The 5,687-nt window shown below is 61.9% G+C and carries 8 protein-coding genes; 4 read left to right on the top strand and 4 right to left on the bottom strand.

What is annotated here, in order from left to right:
- The coding region (locus EOA60_RS16005; protein ID WP_281060747.1) for an SLC13 family permease at positions 1 to 432 on the bottom strand (432 nt) is incomplete at its 3' end.
- 599 nt (positions 433 to 1,031) lie between these two features.
- On the opposite strand from EOA60_RS16005, the gene EOA60_RS16000 reads away from it, so the two are divergent.
- The 3 genes from EOA60_RS16000 (at position 1,032) to EOA60_RS15990 (ending at position 2,975) form a co-directional block, all read left to right on the top strand.
- The gene (locus EOA60_RS16000) at positions 1,032 to 1,322 is read left to right on the top strand and encodes a hypothetical protein (protein WP_067325244.1); all 291 of its coding nucleotides are present in this window, start codon (positions 1,032 to 1,034) and stop codon (positions 1,320 to 1,322) included.
- 92 nt (positions 1,323 to 1,414) lie between these two features.
- The gene (locus EOA60_RS15995; protein WP_067325159.1) at positions 1,415 to 1,867 is read left to right on the top strand and encodes a GFA family protein; all 453 of its coding nucleotides are present in this window, start codon (positions 1,415 to 1,417) and stop codon (positions 1,865 to 1,867) included.
- A gap of 562 nt (positions 1,868 to 2,429) precedes the next feature.
- Positions 2,430 to 2,975, top strand: a complete 546-nt coding sequence (locus EOA60_RS15990; protein WP_095824462.1) for a hypothetical protein — start codon at positions 2,430 to 2,432, stop codon at positions 2,973 to 2,975.
- Between the two features lie 35 nt (positions 2,976 to 3,010).
- Here EOA60_RS15990 and EOA60_RS15985 read toward each other — a convergent pair whose 3' ends face one another.
- Positions 3,011 to 3,280, bottom strand: coding sequence for a hypothetical protein (locus tag EOA60_RS15985; protein ID WP_127246804.1), 270 nt, complete (start codon positions 3,278 to 3,280; stop codon positions 3,011 to 3,013).
- A gap of 61 nt (positions 3,281 to 3,341) precedes the next feature.
- On the opposite strand from EOA60_RS15985, the gene EOA60_RS15980 reads away from it, so the two are divergent.
- Positions 3,342 to 3,638, top strand: coding sequence for a hypothetical protein (locus EOA60_RS15980; RefSeq protein ID WP_127215688.1), 297 nt, complete (start codon positions 3,342 to 3,344; stop codon positions 3,636 to 3,638).
- A gap of 123 nt (positions 3,639 to 3,761) precedes the next feature.
- On the opposite strand, the gene msrA is transcribed toward EOA60_RS15980, so the two are convergent.
- Both msrA and EOA60_RS39015 read right to left on the bottom strand, forming a co-directional pair.
- Positions 3,762 to 4,280 (bottom strand): peptide-methionine (S)-S-oxide reductase MsrA, encoded by a 519-nt coding sequence (gene msrA / locus EOA60_RS15975; protein ID WP_067325167.1) that lies wholly within the window; start codon positions 4,278 to 4,280, stop codon positions 3,762 to 3,764.
- 295 nt (positions 4,281 to 4,575) lie between these two features.
- Positions 4,576 to 5,388 (bottom strand): glycosyl hydrolase 108 family protein, encoded by an 813-nt coding sequence (locus EOA60_RS39015; RefSeq protein ID WP_245479262.1) that lies wholly within the window; start codon positions 5,386 to 5,388, stop codon positions 4,576 to 4,578.
- Between the last annotated feature and the right edge of the window lie 299 nt (positions 5,389 to 5,687).

Here is a 5,687-nt window from a genome sequence, read left to right as displayed (position 1 = left end):
GGTGGCGATCAGGTAGGGAACCGGGTTGCGCCGGATGACGCGGGTGACGTGGACGACGATCGGCGCCATCACCAGGCAGATCGCGTCATTGACCAGAAAGGCCGAAAGTACTCCGGTCAGAAGCGTCACCATGACGAGCAGCATGAAGGGCGCGTGCGCATGCTCAATAGCGAAGCCGCCGAGCGCCCGGAACGCGCCGGACACTTTCAGATGCGCGACCACGATCATCATGCCGAGCAAAAGCGTGATCGTGTCGAAATTGATGGCGCGGTAGGCATCCTCCATGCCGATCGCGCCGATCGCGATCATGGCGGCGCCACCGAGCAGCGCGATGCCGGCGCGATCCAGCCTGAAGCCCGGAATACGGCCGACGGCAACGCCGGCATAAGTGGCTACCAGGATGAAAAGCGCTCCCGCACCGGTCCATGTCATTGCAGGAAATCCCGTTGCCTGCCCGCGCCCGACGGAATCTGCTCGGGCGCCCTTTGCCGGACGAGCTTTAGCAACGGCAGCGCAAAGGGAAAGGGTCGAGGGATGAAACTTTCGTCATCCGCCCGGGGCTTTTATATCTCGGATGGCTAATGTAATGTCTTGAGAAAAACAGGACCGACAATCCAGTCGTTGGGGACTAAATGGATGAACGCGGTCGTTGAAGCGGAGCATCGCGTCTCGCCAAACGAGAATCTGATGCCCTCGGCGGAATGCCGGCGCTGCCATGGCGCCAGGAAAATTTTCATTTGCGACCGCTGGGTCGCCTCCAACGGCCATTGCTGCCCGGAAGGAACGCACCGGCTGAGCTGTCCGGGACACAGTGTGATCTGCCTGGAATGCGGCGGATCGGGAGGCCAGAATGCCTGACCGGGTTCTTACCGACGTCGCGCTGACGGTCGCTTCGTCGTCCGTCCGACCGCGACAAGGCCGGTTGCGCAGACATCCTCATCGGCGTCGTTTTGCTGTTCAAAAGACTTGCGGTGTTCCGGCGGCGAGCCATATTCGTACCGCAAAAGCGATCACTGAAAGCTGGCGCCTCCATGAAAAACCTGACGACCGCCCTTGTAGCCGGCACGATATTATGGACTGCGGGCGCCGCCGATGCGCGGCCCGACACACGCGCCATGACTTGTGGCGAGACGCAGGCGCTGATCCAGCGCCGGCATGCCGCGGTGCTGACCACCGGGCCCAACACTTATGATCGTTTCGTGCGCCAATTCGGCAATGAGTGCGACTGGCCGGAAGTCCCGATGTCGGTCGCGGTTCCGACCCGTGACGGTCCATGCCGCGTCTACCGCTGCGAGGAACCGGTCTTCGACTTTCCCGGTTGAGCGACGTTCCGACCGCGCTGTGGAACAGTTGAGGCAGCATGCGAATTGTACCGGATGGTGACACCAATGTCCCGGCTGCAGGAGGAACGGCCATGTTCGACGATGTCATGCGTAGCGGCAGCTGCCTGTGCGGCGGTGTCCAGTTCCGGGTGACCGGCGAGCCGCTGAGGGTGGGACTTTGCCATTGCAAGGACTGCCGCAAGACCAGCGGATCGGCGTATCAGGCCTTTGCCATATGGCCGCGCCAGGCATTCGAAAGCGCGGGTATCACCAGCACTTATGGCGGGCGAAGCTTCTGTCCAACCTGCGGCAGCCGCTTGCCGTCGGTTCGCGAGGACGAGGCCGAGGTGATGATCGGCAGCCTGGATGTCGTACCGACCGAAGGGCTTGAGCCCAGCTACGAATTGTGGATCGGTCGGCGCGAGCAGTGGTTGCATCCTCTGCCCGAGGCGAGCCAATTCGAGCATGACAGGACCGTCGCTGAGTCGGCGGCCGATGATGCCGAGCCGGAGACCGTGCGCGAGCCGTATCGCAAATCAGCCTAAATGCTGAATGGCAGTAAGGCTTAAGTCGCAGAGCAAGGACGCATCGGTCCAGCGAGCCGGCGCCTATGCCCGTAAACGACCGGACGCTGACCGCGAGGGCCTTGTCTTCTTCTGGAAGTCGGGCATTTTCAACCAACGGTCGGTTTGCCGGCGCGGCAGCGGCCGCTAGCATCCCCGGCGCGGCGAAAACCTTTTGGAGGCCGCTTCGGCCGGCGCGGCTCAGGCAACACCAGCATTGCCGCGCCGGCCTTACAAGATGGACAGTATGTCCAGCCCAGGCGTTGCGTCCGGGCGAATACAACTTTTGATGCTGTTTAAGTTCGAAAGCTTCCTTCTCGCGTGAAGCACTGGCTTCATTTGCGACACGGAAATGAAAATTGTTTCGGCCAGAGAAAATTTTTCACGAAACGTATTTCCTGGATGATGCCAACTATGCGGCGTAGCTATGCAAGCAAGCGGCAGGCCCAATCATTTTCCTGCCTTGTACAAAAACTCACCTTTGTTTCTTTTTGATTTTAAGACATAGTACTGGCGAATCCTGAAACCGAACGGGGCGGTTTTCATGACACTGGCGCCTCAACGCAGCCGCAACCTGCATATGCGGTATCCACCGATCGACGGGTTTTGGACCTGGGACATCAAGCGCGACCGCATCTATGGGGACGCGAATCTGTCCGCTTATTTCGACCTGACGCTCGAGGAGTTCTCGCACGGCGCGCCGCTGGAGCGGTGCATGCAAAGCATAGAGCGGGACGATCGGCCGCGGGTTCGGCTGGCGATCCGCAAGGCGATCGAGCGCAGGTCAGGTTTCCGCGAGGTCTACAAGGTCCGCTCGGAAAAGATGGGGCTGCGCAAAATCCTTGCCGTCGGCCAGTGCTATGTCGATGACATGGGCGAGGCAGCGCTCTATCCCGGCTGGTTCATCGACCTGACGCAGGATGCCGCGGGCGAGGATCACTCGCTGCGCGAAATCCACGACCATGTCGAGCAGGCCAGGGAAATCGCGCAGTCGATCGAGGACGACATGCTTTCCTACCTGCTGGACAACATCGAGGAAGAGATCCTGCAAAGACTTGGCGAGAGATCGAGGAGGCGCAAATCGTCCTGAGGCGATCTTTGTCGGTTTCTTGGCCGGGTTCCGGGCTAGCTTCTGGGCGGAAGCCTGCCGCGCCTGCCGATCTCGGCCGTCACCATGCGCGCGAAATGCGAGTGGGGCGAGCGGCGCTCGATAAGCTTGGCTCGCTCGAGGGCAGCGTCGCCGTAGAATTCGATCAGCACGTTGGCGGCCTTGGCGGCATCGGCCTGCAGCCTGCCGAGATCGGCCTGTCCGCTCCCGCGCGCGGGCTCGCTCCTGGCAATCACGTCAAGCATGGCTTGCAGCTTGTCGGGAGTGCTGCCCTCGTCTTCATGCATATTCGCCATCCGATTGGGGGCGTAAAATATCGACATTTTCGCGCGATGTGCAACAGCTTCATTGATCGAGCGCAGGTGCAACCGGGCGCAGCCTGGCCGCGAGCGAGCCGACAACATTCGTACAAGTATAGTCAGCCAAACTTCCACGCAGACATTGGGGGCACCGATGGACCAGCCGAGCAAAATGGAAAACCTGCAGTTTGCGCAGGGGATCTTGCGCGAGCTTCGCCAGAAGGCTGAGGCCGACGGCGAAAAGCTTCTGACCTATCTCATCGACATGGCTTACCTTGAAGCCAGCGACCGCATCCGAGCCCATTGGATCGGCCATGAAAACGAGAACCGCCGGGCCAAGGGCTAAGGCCACTGTTCCAGCCGGAGCATGCCGGCGAGGTGCGGGCTTGCGCCCGGAACGCAAGAAAGCCCGCCATGCCTTTCGGCACGGCGGGCGGGATCCTGAATGAAGGGCTGCGCAGCCCTATTTTTATGATGCGGCGGCCTTTTCGCGGACGGGAAGCTTCCAGCCCGGCCGGACGAAATGGCAGGTGTAGCCGTTGGGATAGCGCTCCAGATAATCCTGATGTTCGGGTTCGGCCTGCCAGAAGGCACCGGCCGGAGCGAGCTCGGTGACGACCTTGCCCGGCCAGAGACCCGAGGCGTCGACATCGGCGATGGTGTCTTCGGCCACCCGCTTCTGCTCGTCGCTGGTATAGAAGATCGCCGAGCGGTAGCTCATGCCGACATCGTTGCCCTGACGGTTCCGGGTCGTCGGATCGTGGATCTGGAAGAAGAACTCGAGCAGCGTGCGGAAACTGGTCTTGGTCGGATCGAAGACGATCTCGATCGCCTCGGCATGGGTGCCGTGATTGCGGTAGGTTGCGTTCGGCACGTCGCCGCCGCTATAGCCGACACGGGTGGAGATCACGCCGGGCAAGCGGCGGATCAGATCCTGCATGCCCCAGAAGCAGCCGCCGGCAAGGACCGCGCGTTCGGAAGAAGCCATGTCAAACCTCCTTGGATTTCTCCATAAGTGGGGATTGTGGCCCGCTTCTTCCAGCGGCTCAAGCGCCTGGAAAAGGGCGCCTGGAAAAGGGCGCCTGAAAAAGGCGACGGGAATGCGCCTGGAAAAGGGCGACTGGCAGGGAAACTAACCGAACCACGGTGCCCCAGTCTGCGCCGATTGCTCGCCGGTCGGCAAACCGGCGAGCCTTGGTGCTGAGCGCGAGCTTCACTTAGGCCCTTTATCGCCCCTGCCGTTGTCGCCTCCGCCATTGTTGCCCCGGCCGGGATTCCCCCGGTCATGGCCATGGCTTTCGCCACCGAGGCAATTGGCGTCGCCGACGCCGCAGCAGCGGCCAGCCCAGAGCTTGTTGGTCGGCGTGTTGTCGCATTCGTAGATCTGCTGGCCGGCCATCGCGGATCCACCCAGGGTGGATACGGCCAGGGCGGCGAGAAGTGCATTGCGAAGGATTGCAATCATCGAAAATCTCCATGGATACACGGGTGTTCATTTGCACCGATGCGTCGCATGGCGACGCGAATTGGTTCATCGCGATTGGCTGAATTCTTGCCGGCCGATGTCGCCAATTCTCGGGATCCTGCGCCGAGATGAGCAGCGCCGCGGAGCGCACCGAGGCGACGCGCGCGCGCCAGCCCTTGCCGAAGGTCGGCCAGATCGGCAGCCGCTGGAGAAAGGCAAGCCGCGCATCGCAAAGTATGTCGATGACGACGCCGGCTGGTTTCGCCCGGGCCGCGGCGAGCGTCGCCGGCCCGATGCGGCCGTCTTGGGCGACGCCGAGCACTGCCTGGAGGTATTTCGCCGCCCTGCCCGGCCCGCTGTTCACGGCAAAGTCGAAGACGGCATAGTCGACGCCGTCGGGGAGCTCGGCGCCGGATACGGCGTCCCAGTAGAACCGCCGATAGACGGTGGCCACCTGGCCGTCCGTGATCTTCCTCAGATCGGCCTTGCTGGCGTCGGCCTTCACGTAGCGGCGGAAGTTCGCGAGTGTGACACCCTTCATGGTGGCGCCGCCGGGATCAGCTTTTCTGTCCGACCAGCCGCCTTCGGATTTGAGCACGAGCGCAAGCGCCCGCGCGAAGTTGCGGTCCATGAGAGGCTCCTTGGCATGCTGGTTGGTGGGAAAAGCTCTGCCGGCGACTTGCGTTCGCGTCGATTCAGTTCTTTAGAAAAACCTTAATTGCCGTATGGCAATGTCAGGTGACGGCGGTTGGGCTCCGCCGGTTCGTGGGGTTGAGGCGTTCACGCCGAGAGGTTGGGCAAAATGGGTTTGATGTTACCCGAAATGGGCGAGTGCCAGGGCTGCGGGGGCACCGGCACGATTTTCGAATGCCCGAGATGGCGCAGTTCCAACGGCCACTGCTGCCCGGCGGGAACGCATCAGCATAGGTG

It is taken from the genome of Mesorhizobium sp. M1A.F.Ca.IN.020.06.1.1 (assembly GCF_004023265.1).
Lineage (GTDB): Bacteria > Pseudomonadota > Alphaproteobacteria > Rhizobiales > Rhizobiaceae > Mesorhizobium.
Note: the sequence above shows the minus strand (reverse complement) of the source record. Positions and strands in the feature narration are given on the sequence as shown.